Below are 21,234 nucleotides of genomic sequence, written 5' to 3'. Positions count from 1 at the left end.
GCAAATACCAATTGGTATTTGATTGGATAAAAATTTTTCTAATTAGTGTTTAGGTTTTGCTCTAAACTGTTCAGGTGAATTTTCCCATCTTTCATTACAAATACAATACTATCCACTGTATTTACAAAATCGCTTTTTAAATTCCCTTTGACTGCAATAATATCTGCATAAGCATTTGGTTTAATAACACCAATTCTATCTTCTCTTTTTAAATATTTTGCTGATATATATGTTGTCGATTGAAGAATATCTAATGGCTTCATACCTGCCTCAAAGTAGGCTCGAAACATATCTTTTGAAGATTGTCCTCGGGTGATTGCCATTTTGGTATAATTGTCTGAACCTGCTACAATAGGCACACCATAATTGATAGCTTTCGTTAGTCTATCTTTCATATTGTTCAAATAGGCATCAATCCAATCTATATCATCAGAAGCATTTCCTGCAAGCTTATTATATTCTATCATATAGTTTCGACTGTTTTCTGTAGGAACTAAATACACCTGCTTTTTTGCCATTAGGACTAAAGTAGAATCTTCTAACATAACTCCATGCTCTATCCCATCAACACCAGCTTGAACAGCATCCCAAGTTGATTGATTGGTTATGGCGTGTGCTGTAACAGACAGTCCATAAGAATGTGCAGTTTCTACTATAGCTTTCATTTCATCTATTGTAAGTCTCGTATTATTTGGAATGTTGTCAGAACATATTTTAATAACATCGACATTTTGATTAAGGTGTTCTCTAACCGCATTTTTAGCATCCTCAACATTTTTAATGACTCGATATTCCAAATTGATAATATCCTGATGGTTATGAGGCACACCATATATTTGTCCTCCTGTAGAACTCATTATTTGACCAGAAGCAAAAATTCGAGGTCCCTCAATAGTGCCTTCATTTATGGCATCACGAAGTGCCACGTCTAAAAATGGACCAGAATTTCCAAGATCTTTTATACTTGTAAAACCTTCAAACAGGTAAGACTTTGCTCTTTTTGCTCCGCGTAAAGTTCGCAGTGCATCACTTTCCATAGTTAAGGTATGCATACTGTGTTTCGCAAGGTCTTCACTTGCTTCTTGTGAAAAAAGGACGTGGGTATGGGCATCTATTAAACCAGGTAGAACGGTGTATTCTGATAAGTCAATAACCTCAACACCTTTAGGAATATCGTTACCATCTTTAATGGATTGAATTTTGTTTCCTATGATGTGAATACCTTTATTTTTTAGTAAAGTATTTTGTTCGCTATCGTAAAGTAAACCCGCTTTTATGAATACCTCTTTTTGTTGAGCAGTACCATGCAGTACAAAGAGAAAAATAAGCGACATAACTAAATAACCTAATTTATTCATCTTGAGCTTTTTTAAATTTTATAAATGCATTGTAAACAGCCGAGTGTAAAATGTTACCATGATTAAATTGGTCTAAAAATTCATAACGTATAACGAGTGATTTTTCTAACTCTCTCTTACGTAGTGTTTGCAGTTTAGAAATAAGTTTTAATGCTGTTCCTTCCATAGCAGGACCTTCTGCTCCAACAGCTACATATATCTTTTTAGGTGCTGTAATTTTATTAACTGGAAATTCTAATAATGAACGGTCATCCCACCATAAAGCTGGACTTACAATTATATAATTATCAAAAAGTTGAGGTGATTTTAATAAAATCTCTGTTGCCAATAAGCCACCAAAAGATTGACCTATTAACGTTTTCTCTTGAATAATCCTATAATTATTTTTAATGTAAGGTTGGACTTCCTTTTCAATAAACTTTATGAAGGCTTCTGAACCTCCTGTTGTTGGAAAATCCTTTTTATCTTCTTCGTTATTTGTTGGAAAAGTGAAATCTCTTTGCCTGTCAACATTTGCAATTCCTACTACTATGGATTCTGGAATGATATCAATCCAAGAAAATGAGCAGAACTGTACTAAACCTGAAATATGAATAAAATCTTCATCCGCAGAACCATCTAATAAATAGATGACTGGGTATTTTTTATCTGTCTCTTTCCCATATGTTTTAGGTAAGTAGATATTTAAAGGTCTCTCTTCATTCAGAATTTCAGAATCCAGCTTAACAACTTCACCTATTGTAAATGGTTGTTTGTTTTGTGATTGAACTCCAAAAGTGACGCATGCAATTATGAATGTAATTATTGTTTTTCTCATTTCTTAACTTATTTCAATGTTAAACTGTTTTTGTACCGTTCCTTTACCACCTGCCATTAAACCTAAAATCTTATTATTTTTAATTTTTAAATCGACAATAATCAAACTTGGTGATGGCTCTTTCATAAACTCGCCTTGTTGAATGAGAAACCTCTCTTTTTTGATGTTCATCTTGTCGTGTAAGTAACATGCTAATGGACCTGCTGCCATTCCTGTTCCTGCTTCTTCCCAAATCTCATAGCGTGGACCGAACATTCTTGTACTGGCATCCCTATTTTTGTTTTGAATATTCGTTGTAAAAGGGTAAAAACCTATTAAATCGAATTCATCGCTCAACTCGATTATCATTTCGTTGTTAGGAATGATGTTTTCTAATATTTCTGTGCTCTTGACTGGTATTAGAATAAATGAATTTCCAGTATTGACAAGTTGTATTTCTGCATTTGGCAACAAATCTTTTTCTTCAATATTCAATGATTTTAGAATCTCATTTTTTCTATGACTGACATCTACATATTTTGGCTCCAGTTGCTCCATAAATGCCAAATCGCCAATTAGTTTTATATCTCTATTACCATCAACTGTTTCTTTAGAGGTGTTGTCATTTTTCACTAATCCTAATTGTTTTAAATAAGAGAATGTGGCTACTGTTGCGTGTCCACAATGAGCTATTCTTCTATTGGGTGTAAAGAAGTCCAATTTGAAATCTGCTTGGTTTGATTTTGAAACAAAAGCAGTTTCTGAAAGTCCAACTTTGCCAGCTATTTCGAGCATTTGTTTATCTGTTAAATTATCTGCATTTAGGACAACTCCTGCTGGATTACCACCTTTATCATTATCTACAAATGCGTTTAATATTTGTACTTGAATTTTATTTTTAACTTCCATATTTATATGTTATCTAATTCTTGTTGGGTTAGTTTATTTTTAACATTACCTGTATTCACAGTATCTTTAGGTTCAAACAACATGACTGAACATTCTTCAATTGCTATGGGTTTATGCTCGACTCCTTTGGGTACTATAATAAACTCTCCTTGATTTAATGACACTTCTTTATCTCTAAATTCTATTTTTAGTTTGCCTTCTAACACATAAAACAACTCATCTTCATTATCATGTTTATGCCAAACGAATTCGTCTTTAAATTTTGCTAACTTTACCAACTGACCGTTCAATTCCCCAATAACTTTAGGATTCCAATACTCTGAAAACAAGTTCAATTTCTGATTTATATTAATCACTTTCATAATTCCATTTCACATACCAATCGGTATTTGTTAGGGTAAAAAATTTTTACTTTACAAATTGAGTTTTTATCATTTCTTCAATAGTATCCATAATATTAATTAGATGTTTTTTATCATCGGTAAAAATTGACATAAATACACCACCTTCAATCATGGCAAATATCTTTTGCGCAAATACATCAGGGATTATATTTTGCTTTATCTCTCCTGCATCTTTTCCTTCTTCAATTATTTTAGCTAATCCATTAACTAGCTTATTCCAATTTTTTTTAGATTCATTATATAAAGAAGTATTAGTGAATTTCGCATCAACACCTGCATTCAATATTGGACAACCACCTCTTGATTTAGCAAGGTCATAATAACCACGATAATACTCTGTTAGAATAAATAGTTTATCGATAGAAGATTTACCTTCCTTTAACTTAACTTGTAAAGGATAAATGGCTTTTTTAAGGTTTAATCTGAATGCTTCTAGAGCTAATTCCTCTTTGTTTTTAAAGTTACAATAAATTGCTCCTTTTGTTAAATTAGTAGCATTAGTTATGTCAGACATTGATGTAGCCACATAACCTTTTTGGTTAAAGATAGGTGCTACTTTTTCAAGAATATGTTCTTTTGTTGTCTCCATAAATTTCAATAATACGATACAAATATAATTAAAATACCGATTGGTATCTGAAAATTTAATAAATATTGTAGTAATATGTATTTAATAGATAAAGTCTAATTTGCTTGCTTTTGATTTAAAGAAGCCTTTTCATTTAGTTTAGACCTTAATTTGTTGATATCATCACTCACTTTGCGCTCGATAACTCTTGCATAAATTTGAGTAGTTGCAATTTTGGCATGACCTAATAGTTTTGAAACTGTTTCTATTGGTACTCCATTACTTAAAGTTATTGTTGTTGCAAATGTATGTCTAGCAATATGGAAAGTAAGGTTCTTGTTTATTCCACATAAATCAGCAATTTCTTTTAAATAAGAATTCAACTTTTGATTTGAAATATTAGGAAATAAGGTTTTTGTTTTTTTGGTTTTGATATGACCTCTATATTTTTCTATTAATTCTTCAGCTATTGAAAGTAATGGGACTTTTACTTTATTATGTGTTTTCTGTCGATTAGTTATGAGCCAGCGTCCACCATCAATGCCAATAGCAATATTATCTTCGTTGAGTTTCATTACATCTATGTATGACAAACCTGTATAACAACTGAAAATGAATAAATCTTTGACAAGGTTTAGCCTTTCTATTTCAAATTCTTTTTCGATAATAGATTTTAGCTCGTCTTCTCTCAAAAACTCACGTTCGTTTTTAATATAGGTAGGTTTGAATTTTATAAAAGGATCCTTATCTATCCATTCCATTTTATACGCCAATGTTACCATTTTACGAAGTCGTTGAATATGCTTCATAACCGTATTATTTTCCATTTTCTTTTGATGGTCCTCTGGAACATGGGAACGTAAAAACTTCTCAAAGTCCACTAAAAACCTGAATGTTAGTTGTGATAAGTAGATGTCTTGAATTTTCTTTTTAGCCAGAAAAAGCTTGATATACTTTTGAGTTGTGAAGTAATTCTTTAAAGTCCCATAACTTAAAGATTCACTCATTTGGGTATTGTGGTAATCAACTAATGTCAACAAAGAGTACTCTTCGTTATCTTCTCCAAGAAAACGTGCTTTAATGGATTGAGCACAAATAAAAACTTTCTCTTTTACCAGTTCATCGTGAGCTTCATAGATTCTATTTTTAACCTGGTCTAAATACCTGTTGAGTAGTCGAGATTCCTGTTTGTTTCCTCTAGCTCTTCCTTTGTTGGAATCCCATTCTGATAAAACTACTTTTCGCTTTAAACTAATATTTGCGCGTTTACCATTAACTGTTATTCTGCCATAAACAGAAACCTGGTTATTTTTTGCTCGTGTTGCGTTTACCCAAAATGACAGGGTAAAGGTGGTTTGTGATTGCATAGTTGTCGTCTTTTTGTTAAACATTCATTCAAGACGAAAGTCAAATCAACTATTTCAATTACAGTATTTTAATCATCTATTCGGTTCACACTTTTTGTGTTTTTAAACTGTGAACCGAATTGTGAACCGAATTAAGTCATATTAATTCAATTCTTATGATAGTCCAAAAACCATAAAACCTTGTAAATCATACGATTTACAAGGTTTTAGTTTCTGTTGGTATTAATTTTTGTCGGGGTGGCAGGATTCGAACCTGCGACCTCCGCGTCCCAAACGCGGCGCGATAACCGGGCTACGCTACACCCCGAAATGGTTATCTGTATTAATAAATAACTAGGAAATTAGCGGAGAGACAGGGATTCGAACCCTGGGTACCTATTTCTAGGTACGACGATTTAGCAAACCGCTCCTTTCGGCCACTCAGGCACCTCTCCGATTGTATATGAACTTTGCAATAAATTGCGGATGCAAATGTAACTTATCATTACAAAGAACGCAACTATTTTTTTAAGTTTTTTATCAAAAATTTTATTCTGGGTACTCAATCCGTAAGTGAAATATGTTTGCCAACTTGGTTTTCAATACTTTCTTTATGGATTGAATTTCTTTAAACGTAATATTCGCATTTAAAAATTGCCCATCTTCCATTTGTTTACTTATAATAGACTCTACAAATTTATCAATTTTAGTTGTCGTAGGTTCTTTTAAGCTTTTAGAAGCCGCTTCAACACTATCACACATCATTAATATGGCCGTTTCTTTACTGAATGGTTGCGGACCAGGATATCTAAAATCATCTGCATTGGTGGCATCGTTTATATCTTTTTCTTTTCTGTAGAAATAATAAACCAAACTCGTACCATGATGTGTTCTGATAAAATCAATAACACGATCAGGTAAATTATTTTTCTTCGCAATTTCTATTCCGTCTAGCACGTGATTTATAATTGTCTTCGCACTTTCACGGGACGATAATTCGTCATGCGGATTGATCCCTGTTGCTTGGTTTTCGGTGAAGTAGGTAGGATTCTTCATTTTGCCTATATCGTGATATAAAGCACCTACCCTAATGAGCATGGCATTAGCACCAATCTCATTGGCTGAAGCTTCTGCTAAATTGGCAACATTTAATGAATGATGGAAAGTCCCTGGAGCTTTATTAGATAACTCTTTCAATAATTTTGTGTTGGTATCTGAAAGCTCTAACAGAGACACATCAGATACTAATCCGAATAATTTTTCATAAATATAAATCAGCGGCTGGACAAACAAAGTTGCTAATCCGCAGAGAACAAATAGTCCGAAAGTTGTTGGATCTAAACTCGAAATATCGCCTTCTTGAATCACAAAAAATGCAAAATAAGCAATGATATAAATTAATGTAATTTGACCTACAGAAATAAATAAGTTGGCACGTTTATACAATTCGGAAACTGTCAAAATTGTAACAATTCCTGCAATAATCTGAAGGAACATATACTCATAGCTATTAGGCACAATAAAACCCAATAAAAGCACTGTAAGCACGTGCGCAAACAAGCCCAAACGCGCATCGAAAAAAGCTTTGAGCACTAATGGAAGAATACACAATGGCACCACATAAACGTACTGTGAATTATAGTTAATTACCAGCGTTGTTAACAAAATCATTAACAGAATATTGAAAAATATGAAAGTGACTTTTGTATTGTCCAGAAAGACTTCCATTCTATATTTCCGAAGAAATAACAACAACATCAATAAAGCTAATGCAACTAGTAAAGCATAAGCAAAAATGATAAGATTGTAATTGGATTCGTTCCATAGCTGCGATTCATATTCGGCTTCAAGAGAATTTAAAACATCGTACTTATTCCCTTCAACAATTTCGCCTTTTGAAATGATGAGCGTTCCTTTTTCTATACTTCCTCTAACTGTCGAAATTTCGTCTAGTTTCTCATTTAAAGCATTTTGGGTAAAGGTCGAATTAAGCGTTAAATTGGGCTTAATAACATTAAAAAAAATAGAGATAAAAGTGGCATCAAAGTTTGAATAGCCATTAGCAGCTAACTTGCTTTCTATAATGCTTCTGAAGCCATCCAGCTTGGTTAAATTAGAAAATTGAGTTTCTGCAAACTGTGTCCGTTCATTCAGTAAAATCACATTTTTATCAGCAGCATATTCATAGTCTTCATCCAAAACACCATAATCATAAATTTCATTAATTGCCGATTCGCCTACCGCAAATAATTTAGGATTCTGGCTTACAATACTATCCGCAAAAGAAGTTTTGAATTTTTCAGTATACTCTTTTAAAACCAGGGATTTAATAGGAATATTGATATCAAAATAAACTGCACTTTTGTTAGAAGCTTCAATTTGTTCTTGCTTAATTTCATCTGCAGATTTCTTAATCGCAAAATCGAAAGGCGCTAACAAGCTTTCAGATTGCCAAGGCTTTCCTTTATCAAAATCGTATCTAAATTTTCCGCTCTTCGGAAACAAATAAACAATCAAAAATGTCGTACTTAAAAATAAAAGCACTTTATACAAAAGTGCATGATTTCGGTACCACTTATTTATTAAATCATTCATTATACAAACTATTACAGCACATTTTTAAGCTAATCATCCTATGTGCTTAGGCTTTCAAAAGTAAGAAAATATAATAGAATTCATGTTATGGTATTGAAGCCTGTATTTAATTAAAAATGATTAATTTTGCAGCAATAAAATAAAACAGAATAAAAATGAGTAGAGAGGTCGTTATCGTATCAACTGCAAGAACTCCAATTGGTAGTTTTTTAGGAGCATTATCAACTATCCCAGCACCAAAATTAGGAGCTATAGCTATTAAAGGCGCTTTAGATAAAATTAATCTGAAACCAGAACTGGTTGAAGAAGTTTTAATGGGAAATGTTGTGCAAGCTGGTACAGGTCAAGCGCCTGCCAGACAAGCTGCTATTTATGCTGGAATTCCTGATACAGTACCTTGTACAACAATTAATAAAGTATGTGCCTCTGGAATGAAAACAGTGATGCAAGCAACCCAATCTATTGCTTTAGGTGATGCTGATATCATTGTTGCGGGCGGCATGGAAAACATGAGTATGATTCCGCACTACCTACACGCAAGGTCGGCTACCAAATTTGGACCAGCAACCTTAATCGATGGTATGCAAAAAGATGGATTGGTAGACGCTTACGACCAAAATGCAATGGGTGTTTGTGCTGATGCTTGTGCAACCGAATATAAATTTTCAAGAGAAGATCAAGATGCTTACGCTATTCAATCGTATAAACGATCTGCAGCCGCCTGGGACTCAGGAAAATTTAACAATGAAGTAGTTCCTGTTGAAGTACCTCAGCGTCGTGGTGAACCGATTATTGTTGTAAAAGACGAAGAGTATTCTAATGTTAGAATGGAAAAAATTCCTGCATTACGACCGGCATTTACCAAAGACGGAACGGTGACAGCAGCAAATGCTTCAACGATAAATGATGGTGCTGGTGCAATGGTTTTAATGAGTAAAGATAAAGCCATCGAATTAGGTTTAAAACCATTAGCCACGATAAAAAGTTATGCTGATGCTGCGCATGAACCACAATGGTTTACAACGGCTCCAGCTAAAGCGCTTCCAAAGGCGATAACAAAAGCAGGAATCACTTTAGATGATGTTGATTATTTTGAATTTAATGAAGCCTTTGCTGTTGTTGGTTTAGCCAATATGAAAATTCTAGGTTTAAACGATAGTAATGTTAACGTTAATGGTGGTGCTGTTTCTTTAGGACATCCTTTAGGGTGTTCGGGTGTTCGAATATTGATTACCTTATTAAGTGTCCTTGAGCAAAATGATGCTAAAATTGGTGCTGCTGCAATTTGTAATGGTGGTGGCGGAGCGTCAGCAATGGTAATTGAACGCTCTTAATTTGCAATACAAGTTTTTTGAATCCTCAGTTATCAAAAGTATATAAGCCAGTTTTCTTATAGATAATTAACAAGAATTAATTTTAATGCAATACGGAATTTGTAATCTAAGCATTGTTCCTCTTAGAATTGAACCAAGTGACCCAAGTGAATTAGTTTCACAAGTACTCTATGGTGAAATTTTTAAGGTGTTAGAGCAACGGAAATCTTGGAGTAGAATTCGTTTAGCATTTGATAACTATGAAGGCTGGATAGACAATAAACAATATCTGGAAATTTCGGAAGACACTTACAAAACTATTAAAGATCAAGATCCTATTCTGTCTACTGATTTGATTGAATTTGTTCAAGGAGATAACAACCAATTATATACCATCCCAATAGGCTCTTCGTTAAATGGTTTAGAAATTATAGGACACACGTTTGACGGTCATTCTATCAGTACAAAACAAGACAAATCCAATTTATTAAAAACGGCATTCACGTATCTCAATGCACCTTATCTTTGGGGCGGAAAAACACCTTTTGGCATTGACTGCTCAGGTTTTACCCAAATGGTCTATAAAATTAACGGCCATACCATTTTAAGAGATGCTTCGCAACAAGCTACTCAAGGGCAGGCTTTAAGTTTCATTGAAGAAAGTGAACCTGGTGATTTGGCATTTTTTGATAACCAGGAAGGGTTGATTACTCATGTTGGGATCATTATGGAAGACAACTATATCATTCATGCCCACGGAAAAGTTAGAATAGACCGCTTAGATCATTCGGGCATCTACAATACCGATCGCGGAATTCACACTCACAAATTAAGAGTCATAAAGAAAATCATATAAAAAAAGCGTCTCGATAATTATCAAGACGCTTTTTGTATACGTATATTCTAAAGTTTAGTTTCCGCCTCCGGCTTGTAGTTCTTCAACTTTTGCTTTCATCGCTTTAAACTTATCGGTTTGAGATGTCGCGCTATAGATATTCATTAAAGTTTGAGCGGCATTAATACTATTAGGCTTCAATTTTAAAGCTGTTTCAAGATAAGGCACAGCCGCTTCGTATATTTTGGTACGTTCTGCTCTTAACTCGTCATAACGTTTGTTATCAGCACTTGAAGTCCCAAGAGAGTTCATTTCTTCAACGATTTCTTTTTCAGTTCCTAAAATCAAAACGGCCATATTATTGTAAGCATCAGCATAAGAAGGATCTAATGCAATTGCTTTTTCGTAATATTTACGAGCGGCTTCATTTTCACCACCTTCAGCAGCAATAACACCAAGGTTGTATTGTAACTCAGCATTATTAGGGTCTTTAGTTGTAGCCTCTTCCATTAATTCTTTAAAACGGATTTTATTTCCCATTTTAAGCTGAACATTAGCTTCAGAAATTAACAGTCCTAAATCATCAGGATTTTGGTCTCTTGCAACTTTCATCGCATCTAATGCTTTTTCATTATCACCATTGCTTAAGTGAATCAAAGCAATATTTTTAACAATTTCAGCATATTTAGAAGGTGTCTTTTTGTTTCTAGGAACAATGTATTCTCCCGTTTTTACAGCAGCATCACGCAATACCATGTTATCAAAAAGTTCTTCTTCTCCAGTTTCCTTTTTCATTGCATAATACTGGTAACCTTCTCCATTATATCCTAAGTCTCTTAATTCTTCATAAAACTTCAAAGACGTTACATAATCCTGAGCTGTTACTGCAGTTGACGCCGCATAGTAAAGATATAATGTATCTTTTGGCGACATCTTATACGCTTTTTCAAATCCCGCAGAAGACTTCATATACTCTTTATTTTGAAGTGCTGCTTGTGCTTTTGTTAAAACCGTATTAAGCATAGTCGTCTTAATTTCGTCAATTTCCTTGGTATATTTTAATTTACCAGCACTCGCTTCAATAGCTTTAGCTTTATCAAAACTTTCTACAGCAGTTCCGATATCGTCATTTGAAACTGAACCAGTCGCATAAAAGGCTTTACCTTTAAGGAAATAAAACTTTGCTTTCATTTTATCATCTGCACCTCCTATTAAAGCTTCAGCAGATTGGATAGCAGATTTAGCATCAGCATAATTTCCAGATTTAATTGCTTTTTCTGCATCTTTTAGTTCGTTTTTCTGTGCAAAAGAAAGTGTACTTACTAAAAGTGCCAAAGCAACTACAATTAGTTTTTTCATTTTTAGTTATTTTTAGTGTTAATATATTTATTCTTCTTCGTTAGAATCAAGAGTTGTGCCATTCTCATTAACGTCTTGAATGTCAGTGATTTCAGAATCCAAATCTTCATCATCGTCTTCTTTCATCACTTTTGCAACCGCAGCAATAGAATCACTTCCTTTCAGGTTAATAAGCTTCACCCCTTGCGTAGCTCTTCCCATGACACGTAAATCTGCAACTTCCATACGAATGGCAATACCAGACCTGTTAATAATCATCAAATCATCATCATCGGTCACGGTTTTAATCGCTACTAAATGACCGGTTTTTTCAGTAACAGAAATAGTTTTCACACCTTTTCCTCCACGATTCGTAATTCTATAAATTGCTTCTCCATCTTCTGGATCGTCTATATAACTACGTTTTCCATATCCTTTTTCAGAAACCACTAAAACAGATTCTTCTTGAGGATTTTCAACAGCAATCATCCCTATGACTTCATCAGCATCATTTGCTAATCTAATCCCTCTAACACCCGAAGCATTTCTACCCATTGGTCGTGTCTTCTCTTCTTCAAAACGAATGGCTTTACCAGACTTCAAGGCTAGCATTACCTGACTATTACCGGTTGTTAATTTTGCTTCTAATAACTCATCATCCTCTTTAATGGTGATGGCATTAATACCATTTGTACGCGGTCTCGAGTATTGCTCTAAAGCTGTCTTTTTAACCTGACCTTTTTTAGTAGCCATAATCACATAGTGACTATTAATGTAGTCTTCGTCTTTTAAATCTTGAGTACAGATGAAAGCCATGACTTTATCATCTTGCTCAATATTAATTAGGTTTTGAATGGCTCTTCCTTTTGAGGTTTTGCTGCCTTCCGGAATTTCATAAACACGCATCCAGAAACATTTTCCTTTTTGAGTGAAGAACAACATGTACTGGTGGTTCGTTCCTACAAATAAATGCTCTAGGAAATCTTCATTTCGCGTTGTTGATGCTTTTTGACCAACACCACCTCTATTTTGAGTTTTATATTCGGTAAGCGATGTTCTTTTAATATAACCAGCATGAGAAATCGTAATAACGACTTGTTCATCTGGAATCATATCTTCAATGCTTAAATCACCTCCAGCATATTCGATTTGCGAACGACGTTCGTCACCATATTTTTCTTTGATGACCAAAAGTTCTTCTTTGATAATTTCGTAGCGACGCTCTTTTTTCTCGAGAATATCTTTTAAATCTTCAATGGTTTTCATCAACTCTTCATACTCAGAACGCAATTTATCTTGTTCTAATCCTGTAAGTTGACGTAATCGCATTTCTACGATAGCTTTGGCCTGAATTTCTGAAAGTTTAAAACGTTCAATTAATTTTGCTCTGGCTTCATCTGCATTTGAAGAGGCACGAATAAGAGCAATAACTTCGTCAATATTATCTGAAGCGATAATTAAACCTTCTAATATATGAGCGCGTTCTTCCGCTTTGCGTAATTCGTATTTGGTACGTCTTACAACAACGTCATGTCTATGTTCAACAAAGTAATGAATCATTTCTTTTAGATTCAATAACTGCGGACGGCCATTTACCAAAGCAATATTATTAACACTAAAAGACGATTGTAATGCTGTATACTTATACAACATGTTTAATACAATATTAGGGATAGCATCACGCTTTAACACGTAAACAATACGCATTCCGTTTCTATCAGACTCATCTCTAATGAGTGAAATCCCATCTATTTTTTTATCATTAATTAAGTCGGCAGTCTTTTTAATCATATCTGCCTTATTAACCTGATAAGGAATTTCTGTCACGATAATAGACTCTCTTCCTTGTACTTCTTCTATTCTAGCTTTACCACGCATGACAATTCGCCCGCGTCCAGTTTTAAAAGCCTCTCGAACTCCATCATAACCGTAAATGGTTCCACCAGTTGGAAAATCTGGAGCCTTTACATGTTGAATTAATTCGTCAATTTCAATATCATTATTTTCAATATAAGCGACGGTACCATCAATCACTTCCGATAAGTTATGAGGTGGCATATTTGTTGCCATACCAACCGCAATACCTGATGCACCATTAACTAGTAAACCGGGAATTCGTGTTGGAAGTACCGTAGGCTCTTGAAGCGTATCATCAAAATTTAGTTTGTGATCTACAGTTTCTTTGTCAATATCAGCAAGCATTTCTTCCGAAATCTTCTTCATTCTTGCTTCGGTATAACGCATTGCTGCAGGACTATCACCATCTATTGACCCAAAGTTTCCTTGGCCGTCAACTAACATGTAACGCAAACTCCATTCTTGGGCCATACGCACCATCGCATCGTATACAGATGTATCACCATGAGGATGATACTTTCCTAAAACTTCACCAACGATTCTCGCTGATTTTTTATGAGCAGTATTTGATCTAACTCCAAGTTCGTGCATTCCGTAAAGTACACGTCTGTGAACAGGTTTCAAACCATCTCTCACATCGGGTAAGGCACGTGACACAATGACCGACATTGAATAATCAATGTAGGCTGATTTCATTTCATCTTCAATGTTGATAGGGATCAATTTCTCTCCTTCTTCCATATATTATTAAATTAGATTTTTTGTAGGTTCTAGAATCGTGCTAAGATAACGATTTTCATAGTGTTTAAGCGTTATATCTATTCAAAATTAAAACTTTTTATTAACAAAATTTGACCTGTTTTTTAATAAGTATCTTGTTAAATACTTTGAATTTGTAAAGTTTTTTCACTCTATTAGTATCAGACCAATATTTAAGGTATAGTTTTTGCTTTTTTATAGGTAGATTTTATTATTTTTAATGCAGAAAGAGATTACTATGGATGACAATTTTTCCCCAAGAGTTAAAGATGTAATTGCATACAGCAAAGAAGAAGCCTTGCGTTTAGGTCATGATTTTATAGGTACTGAGCACTTGATGCTGGGCTTACTTCGTGATGGTAATGGCAAAGCTATTGATATATTAAATGCGTTGGATATCGACCTAAATCACTTAAGACGTAAGGTCGAAATTTTGAGTCCGGCAAACCCAAATATCAGCATAGCTTCTAATGAAAAAAAGAATTTACATCTTACAAGACAAGCAGAACGTGCTTTAAAAACGACTTTCCTAGAAGCAAAGTTGTTTCAAAGTACCTCTATCAATACTGCACATTTATTATTGTGTATATTAAGAAATGAAAATGATCCTACCACCAAACTTCTCAACAAGTTAAAGGTAGACTATGATAACGTAAAAGAACAATTCAAATTTATGATAACTAACGATGATGACTATATAGACCTTCCTAAAGGTGAATCCTTTTCTGATGATGAACCTAATGAGGAAGAAGGCGCTAAAGAAAACCCGTTTGGGCAATCTTCGGCTAAATCGGCAAAAAAATCAAAAACACCAGTTTTAGATAACTTCGGAAGAGACTTAACTGTACTTGCTGAAGAAGGTAAATTAGACCCCGTTGTTGGAAGAGAAAAAGAAATACAACGTGTTTCTCAAATTTTAAGCAGACGTAAAAAGAACAACCCCTTATTAATTGGTGAGCCAGGTGTTGGAAAATCGGCTATAGCTGAAGGTTTAGCGCTCAGAATCGTTAAACGAAAAGTATCAAGAATACTCTTCAATAAACGTGTTGTAACCCTTGATCTGGCTAGCTTAGTTGCTGGAACTAAATATCGCGGACAGTTTGAAGAACGTATGAAAGCGGTTATGAATGAACTAGAAAAGAATGATGATATTATTCTTTTTATTGATGAAATTCACACTATAGTTGGTGCAGGTGGCGCAACTGGTAGTTTGGATGCTTCTAACATGTTTAAGCCCGCTTTAGCAAGAGGTGAAATTCAATGTATTGGAGCAACAACATTAGACGAATACCGTCAATATATTGAAAAAGATGGCGCTTTAGAGCGTCGTTTTCAAAAAGTTATAGTAGAACCTACTACAGTTGAAGAAACCGTAGAAATTCTTAACAATATTAAAGGTAAATACGAAGAACATCACAATGTTGATTACACACCTGAAGCGATTCAAGCCTGTGTTAAATTAACCAATAGATATATGACCGAACGTTTCCTTCCAGACAAAGCTATTGATGCTTTAGATGAAGCTGGATCTCGTGTTCATATTACTAATATTGATGTTCCTAAACAAATACTCGAACTCGAAAAGAAACTTGAAGAAGTCAAGGAAACCAAAAATAAAGTTGTTAAAAAACAAAAATACGAGGAAGCTGCTAAGTTAAGAGATGATGAAAAACGTCTTGAAAAAGATTTAGCCATTGCTCAGGAAAAATGGGAAGAAGAAACCAAACAACATAGAGAAGTTGTTACTGAAGACAATGTGGCAGATGTGGTTTCGATGATGACTGGTATTCCTGTGAATAGAATTGCACAAACTGAAAGCAATAAGCTAGCGCAATTACCAGAGCTTATTAAAGGTAAAGTAATTGGTCAAGATGAAGCTGTCGCAAAGGTTGTTAAGGCTATTCAGCGAAATCGTGCCGGACTTAAAGATCCTAATAAACCGATTGGTTCATTTATCTTTTTAGGTCAAACTGGTGTAGGTAAAACGCAATTAGCAAAAGTACTGGCGCGTGAGCTATTTGACAGTGAAGAAGCTTTGGTTAGAATTGACATGAGTGAATACATGGAGAAATTTGCTATTTCCAGATTAATTGGAGCGCCTCCAGGCTATGTTGGTTATGAAGAGGGCGGACAATTAACTGAAAAAGTTCGTCGTAAGCCTTATGCTGTTATTCTTTTAGATGAAATTGAAAAAGCACATCCTGATGTTTTTAATATGCTTTTGCAAGTCCTAGACGATGGGTATCTTACCGACAGCTTAGGTCGTAAAATTGACTTTAGAAATACCATCATTATCATGACCTCTAATATCGGAGCCAGAAAACTAAAAGATTTTGGTCAAGGTGTTGGTTTTGGTACAGCTGCTAAGACGGCTCAAGCCAATGATAATTCAAGAAGTATTATTGAAAATGCATTAAAAAAAGCTTTTGCTCCTGAATTTTTAAATCGTATTGACGACGTTATGGTTTTCAATGCCTTAGAAAGAGAAGATATCAACAAAATAATTGATATTGAATTAGCGCATCTTATAAAGCGTATTAAAGATTTAGGTTATAAACTTAAGTTAAGCAAAAAAGCTAAAGATTATATTGCTGAAAAAGGCTTTGACAAACAATATGGTGCCAGACCATTAAAAAGAGCTATTCAGAAGTATATTGAAGATGCACTTGCTGAAGAAATTATCAATTCTCAATTGCATGAAGGTGACACTATCATTATGGATTTAGATACTAAATCTGATGAATTAACCATAAAAATAGAAAAGTCTGAAACGCAGACAGAATCTTAATATGTAACTTCAAAATATAAAAAGCCTCTTTAAATAAAGAGGCTTTTTTTTTGTTTCAAAATTAAAGATTGACTAACTTTAGGATATGACAGATAAGATTACACTAGATTTTTGCCATATTCATATCTATGAAAACTACATGATAGTAACCGTAAATACAGGTGTTAATATTTCTACAGAACATAATACCATTTTAAAAAATGTAGCTGACACTTATTTTAAGAAAAAGCCATTTATCTATATTACCCATCGTATTAATTCTTATTCTGTAGATCCAGCAGTGTATAGAGAAACTTCAAAAATCCCTAACCTTATTGGATTTTGTGTTGTATCAAAAAACTACATGGCTAAAAGTGCTGCTCAGATAGAAAAATTATTCCTTAATAAGCCTTTTGAAATCTTTGATACCTTAACTGAAGCCATTGATTGGGCAAAATCAATCACAAAGTAAATTATTACTGCATAGTATCTTTTGAAGTCTTAGTATCCACATATCTTGTTTTTTTTTTAGAACCCACTTCCATTTTCCTTTTATCAGTATTAACTTATTTGAAATTAGATTCATCTATAAAATCTATTTATAACCATAAAAAAAAGGCAGCTATAAAATAGCTGCCTTTAATTATACCCTTAGGGAATTTCCCTAATTATTTATGGTTTACTTCTTACCAGAAGATACAATCTTCTTAGTAACAGAACCTTTGTTCGTAGTTACCTTCACATAGAACAATTGGTTTGAGTATCTAGATAAATCAAATGTTGATTTACCATTAGATCCTTTAACATATCTAGTGTTAGTTTCGGTTAAGACTAATAAGCCTTTAGTATCGAATAACTCAATAGTTACGTTAGTATCAAACTCAAATGTGTATGCAATATTCACTTCTTTATCAAATGGTACTGGATAAGCTGTAAAGTCAACTGTTACATCTTCTTTAACATCTTGCTCTGGTCTAGAACCTGCAGTGAAAGCAAAGTTTGGATCACGAGTTGTTCTGAAGTTTTGAGCTTCAGTACTCCAAGTGTACGTCACAGAACATTCACCTACATTACCACAATCATCAGTTGCGTAGAATGTACGAGTTTTAGAATACAGAGTAGTATATTCAAACTGTGCACATTCAACAGTCATAGCTTTGTTATGACCATTTTGTGGAATGAAGAACCAATCTTCACTGTTACATGAAGTTTCAGCTCCTCCAGAGTTTCCTCCATATCCTACTAGGTCTGGTCCATTTCCGAAGTTTTGAAGTATATCAAACTCAGCAAATTGACTATTCCATACCATTTGGAACGTACCATAGTTTGGTAATACATTACCTGCATAATCGGTAACATAACCATTATAGTAAGGCTCACCGTAAGCAGAACCTGCTGGCGAATCTCCAAATGTTAAGATATAACCTGCTTCAAATATAAATCTGAATTCAGAACCAACTTGTACTTGCTCACCTTCTGATACCGTAGTTTCGCTATCTGTATATACCTGAGTATGTCCAGCTTCGCTACAGTTATCTGTGTAAGGTGCTTTATCAGCAAATGAACCTGTTGGATCTTCATCTACAAGACCGAAGTCCATATCTGCAGGACAATCAACTACTGGTGCTGTAGTATCGCTGATCGTGATAGTTTGTGTATGTGTTGCCACATTTCCACAAGCATCAGTTGCAGTCCAAGTACGTACAATAGTTGCGTCACAAGCATCTTCTCCAGTTGGATCGAAGTTAGCATCCTCAACACATTCTGATAACGATACATTAAAGTCACCATTACTGTTGTAAGGAATTCCATGGATTTCTCCTGAAATCTTAATCCAAGTAGACACTCCTAATCCTTCACTTTGTAAGCTTGCTTTCTCACCATATTGTAATCCAAACTTCAAGTTAGATGGGTTGTGAGACAGATCAAATTCTAATCCGTCGTATGCACCTGACCCAACAAGCTTGTTGTCTTTAGACTCATCCATGATATAGTATGTCCAATCTAAATATTCGTCTGTAATATCAACTGATGTTCCAGCGTCTAATTTAGGCTCACGGAATTCAGTCGTAGAACCCTCGATTGGTGTAGCAATCCATTCTTCATAAGTACTAGCATCTTTAAACCATGCTACGAACTCAAATGTTTGAGTGTTATCGTTAGCATTAGACACTTTACCAGTTAACTTAGCTGTACCATTTGAGAATTGCTCAAATGAAGTATAGTCAACTGCTACCCAGTTTTTACTACTAGCTCCTAATGGAGAAGTATTGTTTATCCATAAAGTATGGTTACTAGCATCATCAGCTTTACACTCTCTCTTGCTTGTACCTGGATTGTACTCTACAGTAACATCTGAACAGTCATCACTAGCAGTTAATACTGGTGCTTCTGGAATTTCAGTTCCACATTCAAGTTCCATATCTTGAGGTAACGCTTCATTAAATGTAGGCGCTGTTGTATCCTTAATGATAAATGTACAAGTAAATGGTGCAGAAACATTTTCACAAGTATCTTCTACTTCGAATGTAACAGTAAGTGTTGCTTCACAAGCTGTTCTTACATCATTCTTAGAAATCACTCTGAATGTTAAATCACTTACATCAGCACAGTTATCTACGAAACAAGGTGCTAAAGTACCGTTCAACTCTTCGATAGATATTCCAGCTACTGTCCAGTCTCTATCTGCTATGCTAATTTCATCTCCAACTTCTAGAGATATTTCAGCAGTTGCAGGGCAACCTTCAATAGTCATCGTTTCATTATCACATACTCCAGTTGATTCTGGTGCAAGATCATCTATTACTGTAATAGTTCTCTTCGCAGTGATTGTACGACCACATTCATCAGTGAATGAGTAATCGATATCGAAACTACCACAACTTCCTTCGAAAGGTCCAGCTACACCTTCAACAGATCCAGAAATCTCACAATCTCCAGTTCCACCATTAGTATAACTTAATGTTCCTCCTTCGAATGAATCAAGCTCATCACATTTTATAACCATGTCATTTGCTTCTTCAAACTCAGCCTGTGGTGCTGCTAATACAGTGATTGTTTTCTTAGCTGTGATTGTTCTATCACAGTCATCAGTATATGTCCAATCAACTTCTAGTGTTCCTCCACACTCAGTGTAAGAGCCACTTAATTGTCCTTCTACTGATCCTGAAATCTCACATGCTCCAGTGCCACCATTAGTATAACTTAATGATCCTGGCTCGAATGCATTGGCTTCTTCACATGTAATTGTCATGTCTTCCACTTCTTCAAACTCAGCCTGTGGTGCTGGTAATACAGTAACTGTTTGACTTGCTGTGATTGTTCTCTGACAATCATCAGTGTATGTCCAGCTAACAGCAATTGTTCCTCCACATTCAGTATAATTTGGAATAGCTTCTCCTTCTACTGATCCTGAAATTTCACATACGCCAGTTCCTCCATTAGTATAAGCTAATGATCCTGCTTCGAATGAATTCGCTTCTTCACATGAAATAGTCATGTCTTCAACTTCTTCAAACTCAGCTTGTGGTGCTGGTAATACAGTGATTGTTTTCTTAGCTGTGATTGTTCTATCACAAGCATCAGTATACGTCCAGTCAATCTCTAGTGTTCCTCCACACGTAGTGTAAGATCCACTTAATTGTCCTTCTACTGATCCTGAAATCTCACATGCTCCAGTGCCACCATTAGTATAAGCTAATGATCCTGCTTCAATTGATGCCGCTTCTTCACATGACACAGTCATATCTTCTACTTCTTCAAACTCTGCAGCTGGTGCTGGTAATACAGTGATTGTTTTTCTAGCTGTGATTGTTCTATCACACTCATCAGTAAATGTCCAATCTACATAAAGTGTTCCTCCACATTCATCGTATGTTCCACTTAACTGTCCTTCTACTGAACCTGATATCTCACAAGCTCCTGTTCCACCATTAGTATAAGCTAATGAAGTTACTATATATTGACTAGCTAATTCACATTCGATTTGAATGTCTTGTACACTATTAAACTCAGCTTGAGGTGCTGGTAATACAGTGATTGTTTTCTTAGCTGTGATTGTTCTATCACAGTCATCAGTATATGTCCAATCAACTTCTAGTGTTCCTCCACACTCAGTGTAAGAACCACTTAATTGTCCTTCAACTGATCCTGAAATCTCACATGCTCCAGTGCCACCATTAGTATAACTTAATGATCCTGGCTCGAATGAATTCGCTTCTTCACATGTAATTGTCATGTCTTCTACTTCTTCAAACTCAGCCTGTGGTGCTGGTAATACAGTAACTGTTTGACTTGCTGTAATTGTTCTCTGACAATTATCAGTGTATGTCCAGCTAACAGCAATTGTTCCTCCACATTCAGTATAATTTGGAATAGCTTCTCCTTCTA

General features: G+C 34.8%; 14 protein-coding genes and 2 tRNA genes. 4 read left to right on the top strand and 12 right to left on the bottom strand.

The genetic code is table 11. The features are described from left to right. Window positions 1-38: 38 nt before the first annotated feature. The 9 genes from N4270_RS15165 to N4270_RS15125 form a co-directional block, all read right to left on the bottom strand. On the bottom strand, window positions 39-1,358 hold the full coding sequence (locus N4270_RS15165) for an amidohydrolase family protein (protein WP_260098198.1): 1,320 nt from the start codon (window positions 1,356-1,358) through the stop codon (window positions 39-41). Beyond that, a complete protein-coding gene (locus N4270_RS15160; RefSeq protein WP_260098197.1) occupies window positions 1,351-2,175 on the bottom strand; it encodes an alpha/beta hydrolase in 825 nt (274 codons plus the stop codon). The genes N4270_RS15165 and N4270_RS15160 overlap by 8 nt, the downstream gene beginning before the upstream one ends. Window positions 2,176-2,178: 3 nt before the next feature. Then, entirely contained in the window at window positions 2,179-3,063 is an 885-nt protein-coding gene (locus N4270_RS15155; RefSeq protein ID WP_260098196.1) for a PhzF family phenazine biosynthesis protein, read from the bottom strand. 2 nt (window positions 3,064-3,065) lie between these two features. Continuing rightward, window positions 3,066-3,425: a cupin domain-containing protein gene (locus tag N4270_RS15150; protein WP_260098195.1), complete on the bottom strand. Its 360-nt coding sequence runs from the start codon at window positions 3,423-3,425 to the stop codon at window positions 3,066-3,068. Window positions 3,426-3,471: 46 nt separating this feature from the next. After that, complete coding sequence (locus N4270_RS15145) at window positions 3,472-4,056, bottom strand: TetR/AcrR family transcriptional regulator (protein WP_260098194.1); 585 nt, start codon at window positions 4,054-4,056, stop codon at window positions 3,472-3,474. A gap of 95 nt (window positions 4,057-4,151) precedes the next feature. Next, entirely contained in the window at window positions 4,152-5,402 is a 1,251-nt protein-coding gene (locus N4270_RS15140; RefSeq protein ID WP_260098193.1) for a site-specific integrase, read from the bottom strand. Window positions 5,403-5,634: 232 nt separating this feature from the next. Beyond that, window positions 5,635-5,709 (bottom strand) — tRNA-Pro (locus tag N4270_RS15135). Between the two features lie 38 nt (window positions 5,710-5,747). Then, a tRNA-Ser gene (locus N4270_RS15130) sits at window positions 5,748-5,836 on the bottom strand. 94 nt (window positions 5,837-5,930) lie between these two features. Continuing rightward, entirely contained in the window at window positions 5,931-7,976 is a 2,046-nt protein-coding gene (locus N4270_RS15125; RefSeq protein WP_260098192.1) for an HD family phosphohydrolase, read from the bottom strand. A gap of 155 nt (window positions 7,977-8,131) precedes the next feature. Here N4270_RS15125 and N4270_RS15120 point away from each other — a divergent pair, with 155 nt between their 5' ends. Beyond that, window positions 8,132-9,310 (top strand): acetyl-CoA C-acyltransferase, encoded by a 1,179-nt coding sequence (locus tag N4270_RS15120; protein ID WP_260098191.1) that lies wholly within the window; start codon window positions 8,132-8,134, stop codon window positions 9,308-9,310. Window positions 9,311-9,395: 85 nt separating this feature from the next. Further along, window positions 9,396-10,145: a C40 family peptidase gene (locus N4270_RS15115; protein WP_260098190.1), complete on the top strand. Its 750-nt coding sequence runs from the start codon at window positions 9,396-9,398 to the stop codon at window positions 10,143-10,145. Between the two features lie 54 nt (window positions 10,146-10,199). On the opposite strand, the gene N4270_RS15110 is transcribed toward N4270_RS15115, so the two are convergent. Further along, window positions 10,200-11,483 (bottom strand): tetratricopeptide repeat protein, encoded by a 1,284-nt coding sequence (locus tag N4270_RS15110; RefSeq protein ID WP_260098189.1) that lies wholly within the window; start codon window positions 11,481-11,483, stop codon window positions 10,200-10,202. Between the two features lie 27 nt (window positions 11,484-11,510). Further along, entirely contained in the window at window positions 11,511-14,060 is a 2,550-nt protein-coding gene (gene gyrA / locus N4270_RS15105; protein WP_260098188.1) for a DNA gyrase subunit A, read from the bottom strand. Window positions 14,061-14,316: 256 nt separating this feature from the next. On the opposite strand from gyrA, the gene N4270_RS15100 reads away from it, so the two are divergent. Beyond that, complete coding sequence (locus N4270_RS15100) at window positions 14,317-16,866, top strand: ATP-dependent Clp protease ATP-binding subunit (RefSeq protein ID WP_260098187.1); 2,550 nt, start codon at window positions 14,317-14,319, stop codon at window positions 16,864-16,866. 85 nt (window positions 16,867-16,951) lie between these two features. Continuing rightward, window positions 16,952-17,317, top strand: a complete 366-nt coding sequence (locus N4270_RS15095; protein ID WP_260098186.1) for a hypothetical protein — start codon at window positions 16,952-16,954, stop codon at window positions 17,315-17,317. A gap of 207 nt (window positions 17,318-17,524) precedes the next feature. Here the strand turns inward: N4270_RS15095 and N4270_RS15090 are convergent. After that, on the bottom strand, window positions 17,525-21,234 hold a 3,710-nt coding region (locus N4270_RS15090; protein WP_260098185.1), incomplete at its 5' end, for a T9SS type A sorting domain-containing protein.

This window comes from Psychroserpens sp. SPM9, from assembly GCF_025153525.1.
Classification (GTDB): Bacteria; Bacteroidota; Bacteroidia; order Flavobacteriales; family Flavobacteriaceae; genus Psychroserpens.
The sequence above is the reverse complement of the archived record's forward strand: the minus strand, read 5'-3'. Positions and strand labels throughout refer to the sequence as shown.

Bases quoted from the DNA above. Each gene is read 5' to 3' on its own strand.
- N4270_RS15165 (WP_260098198.1), bottom strand. From the start codon at position 1,358: ATGAATAAATTAGGTTATTTAGTTATGTCGCTTATTTTTCTCTTTGTA.
- N4270_RS15160 (WP_260098197.1), bottom strand. From the start codon at position 2,175: ATGAGAAAAACAATAATTACATTCATAATTGCATGCGTCACTTTTGGA.
- N4270_RS15155 (WP_260098196.1), bottom strand. From the start codon at position 3,063: ATGGAAGTTAAAAATAAAATTCAAGTACAAATATTAAACGCATTTGTA.
- N4270_RS15150 (WP_260098195.1), bottom strand. From the start codon at position 3,425: ATGAAAGTGATTAATATAAATCAGAAATTGAACTTGTTTTCAGAGTAT.
- N4270_RS15145 (WP_260098194.1), bottom strand. From the start codon at position 4,056: ATGGAGACAACAAAAGAACATATTCTTGAAAAAGTAGCACCTATCTTT.
- N4270_RS15140 (WP_260098193.1), bottom strand. From the start codon at position 5,402: ATGCAATCACAAACCACCTTTACCCTGTCATTTTGGGTAAACGCAACA.
- N4270_RS15125 (WP_260098192.1), bottom strand. From the start codon at position 7,976: ATGAATGATTTAATAAATAAGTGGTACCGAAATCATGCACTTTTGTAT.
- N4270_RS15120 (WP_260098191.1), top strand. From the start codon at position 8,132: ATGAGTAGAGAGGTCGTTATCGTATCAACTGCAAGAACTCCAATTGGT.
- N4270_RS15115 (WP_260098190.1), top strand. From the start codon at position 9,396: ATGCAATACGGAATTTGTAATCTAAGCATTGTTCCTCTTAGAATTGAA.
- N4270_RS15110 (WP_260098189.1), bottom strand. From the start codon at position 11,483: ATGAAAAAACTAATTGTAGTTGCTTTGGCACTTTTAGTAAGTACACTT.
- gyrA (WP_260098188.1), bottom strand. From the start codon at position 14,060: ATGGAAGAAGGAGAGAAATTGATCCCTATCAACATTGAAGATGAAATG.
- N4270_RS15100 (WP_260098187.1), top strand. From the start codon at position 14,317: ATGGATGACAATTTTTCCCCAAGAGTTAAAGATGTAATTGCATACAGC.
- N4270_RS15095 (WP_260098186.1), top strand. From the start codon at position 16,952: ATGACAGATAAGATTACACTAGATTTTTGCCATATTCATATCTATGAA.